The following is a 2695-nucleotide window of genomic DNA, read 5'->3' as shown; positions in this document are numbered from 1 at the left end:
GTCGCCCTGTTCGCGGTTCAAGCGGCTAAGCAGTGGTTGCGGCAGCCTCGGCCGCGACGAACTGCCGTCATTGCTGGAGAAGTACCGCGACCTGTTTATCCAGGCCGAAGTACAGACCTATGAAGAACTGGAAGAAAAAATCATGCGGCGCATGACCCAACTGGGTTTTGCCGGCGAGGAGCCGGGCATCTACCGCTTCCTGCCGCCGATGCACCGTTTCCTCGACGTGTGCCTGTCGGTACAGCAGGACCGTGACCTGGCGGCCAGCCTGCACAGCGTACTGCCGTTGCCGACGCCGGTGCTGATCGACGAAGACAGCGACGAAAAACTGCTGCAGACCGACGACCCGCTGGACCTCAGCGAATTCGCCGAAGGCGCGCAGGAAAGTGAAGAAGAAGCTCTGGCCCGCGCCATTGCCGAAGAACAGGAGCTCGACGCATGAGCAAGGAACGCTACGGCATCCGCCGCTTTGCCCTTTTGAACACCGCCGGCTACAGCCTGGGTCTGTTCCCGCTGGAAGAACCGCTGTCGGTCTATGGCGCGAACAACCTGGGTAAGTCCGCTTCGATCAACGCCCTGCAATTCCCGATCCTGGCGCGCATGTCGGACATGAGCTTCGGCAAGTACAGCCTGGAACAATCGCGGCGTTTCTACTTCGCCACCGATACCAGCTACATCCTGGTGGAAGTCTCCCTACCCCACGGTCCTCACGTGATCGGCGTGGCCGGGCGCGGCCCGGGCGGCAGTTTCGGTCACCAGTTCTTCGCCTATGCCGGCTCGCTGGACCTGGCGCACTACCAGAAAGACGACACCTGCCTGCGGCAGAAAGAGCTGTTCACCAACCTCGAGCGCCAGGGCCTGAAGGCCTATGAACTCAAGCCGGACGAGCTGCGGCGCCTGCTGGTGGGCGGGCATACCTCGATTCCGCTGGACCTGACCCTGATTCCGCTGCGCTCCACCAGCGAGCAGAGCCTGAAGACCTTCCGCGCGCTGTTCATCAACCTGCTGCACATGCGCGAAATCACTGCGGCCAAGCTCAAGCAACTGTTCCTCGATGCCTTCGAGCACAGCCTGCGCTCCGGCAGCGTCGACTACATCGCCGCCTGCGAAGACGCCTTCCGCGACGTGCGCCGCATGGAGCAGGACTACAACTCGCTGGTGGCCGCAGGTTCCCTGGTGGAAGCCCTGACCAACGGCGTGAAGCAGCGCGACATCCTGCGCGGCAAGCTGCATCGCCTGTCGCCGCTGCTGGATTCGCTGCTGGGCACCTGGTCCGACTACGCCAGCGCGCGCAAGGAAGAGCTGACCATCCAGGCCGAGCACTACCGCAACGAACAGGACGCGCTGCAGAACGACCAGCGCAGCAGCACCCAGGAAATGATGCGCCTGGAACGGGAAATCACCGGTACCCAGCGCTGGCTGGGCGAACTGTCGGTGCTCAAGCACCGCTTCGCCCTGGTGGACGACGTCAAGGTCCTGGAACAGCAACTGCTGGCGGCCAAGGATGCCCACGACGAACTGGCCGGCGCCCTGGCCCAGTCCCGGCAGTTCTCCGCCGAAGACCTGGAAGAGCGCCTGCGCGACCTGGAAAAACGCCTGAAGTCGGTCAAGCAGCAGCTCGATCACGCCGACAACAACAGCTATGCCCGCCTGCGCGAGGAGTTCTCCCAGCAGGACGTCGAGCGTCTGATGCGCCTGTTCAACAGCGCGCTGTTCAGCCTGCCGCTGGGCGAGCACGGCATCGCCCTGGACGAGAACGGCGACTGGGTCAAATCCGTGGAGCTGATTCTCGATGGCTTCAAGGGCGAACGCTTCGAAGTGCCGGGCCTGTCCATCGACATCTCCCACATCGAACCGCCGGCCTTGCAGGCGCTGGCTGACCGCGCGGCCTTGCGCGACCAGAAAGAACGCCTGGAAAAAGAACTCAAGCAGCTGAAAACCCAACAGGCGGTGGCCGCCGACCGCGCCGCGAGCAAGACACAGACCGAAGCGCTGTACCAGCAGGTGCTGGATGCGCAGAAGGCCCTGGAAGATTTCCGCCGCACCCAGACCCTGAGCGCCGAGGAAGGCGAGAAGCTGGAACAGCTGGCGCAGATGGAAGCCGCCCAGGACGAACTCAAGCGTTCCAGCGATGCCTTCACCGAACGCGTCCAGCAGCTGTCGGCCAAGCTGCAGCTGGTGGGCCGGCAGATCGCCGACATGGAGGCCAAGCAGCGCACCCTCGACGACGCCCTGCGCCGCCGTCAGCTGTTGCCGGCGGACCTGCCGTTCGGCACGCCGTTCATGGAGCCGGTGGACGACTCCATGGACAACCTGCTGCCGCTGCTCAACGACTATCAGGACAGCTGGCAGGGCCTGCAGCGGATCGATGGCCAGATCGAAGCGCTGTACGCCCAGGTCCGCCTCAAGGGCGTGGCCAAGTTCGACAGCGAAGACGACATGGAGCGCCGCCTGCAACTGTTGATCAACGCTTACTCGCACCGTACCGAAGAAGCCCTGACCCTGGGCAAGGCACGCCGCGCGGCGGTGACCGATATCGCCCGGACCCTGCGCAACATCCGCAGTGACTACGACAGCCTCGAGCACCAGCTGGCGCTGTTCAACCGCGAGATCAACAAGCGCCAGGTGTCCAACCTGCAGAGCTTCCGGATCGTCCTGGCGCCGAACACGAGGCCGACGATACCCAGGCGCGCCT

Annotated in this window: 2 protein-coding genes; both read left to right on the top strand. The window is 64.0% G+C overall.

Translation table 11 applies throughout. The features are described from left to right. Positions 1 to 442, top strand: a 442-nt coding sequence (locus tag ACQKQA_RS30115; protein WP_427564776.1) for a condensin complex protein MksE, incomplete at its 5' end; no start/stop codon positions are given. Next, positions 439 to 2695: Mks condensin complex protein MksF (locus ACQKQA_RS30110; RefSeq protein WP_427564775.1), on the top strand; the 2257-nt coding region annotated here is incomplete at its 3' end. The genes ACQKQA_RS30115 and ACQKQA_RS30110, both read left to right, overlap by 4 nt.

This window comes from Pseudomonas sp. NPDC089530 (genome assembly GCF_050280705.1).
GTDB lineage: Bacteria > Pseudomonadota > Gammaproteobacteria > Pseudomonadales > Pseudomonadaceae > Aquipseudomonas.
The sequence above is the reverse complement of the archived record's forward strand: the minus strand, read 5'-3'. Positions and strand labels throughout refer to the sequence as shown.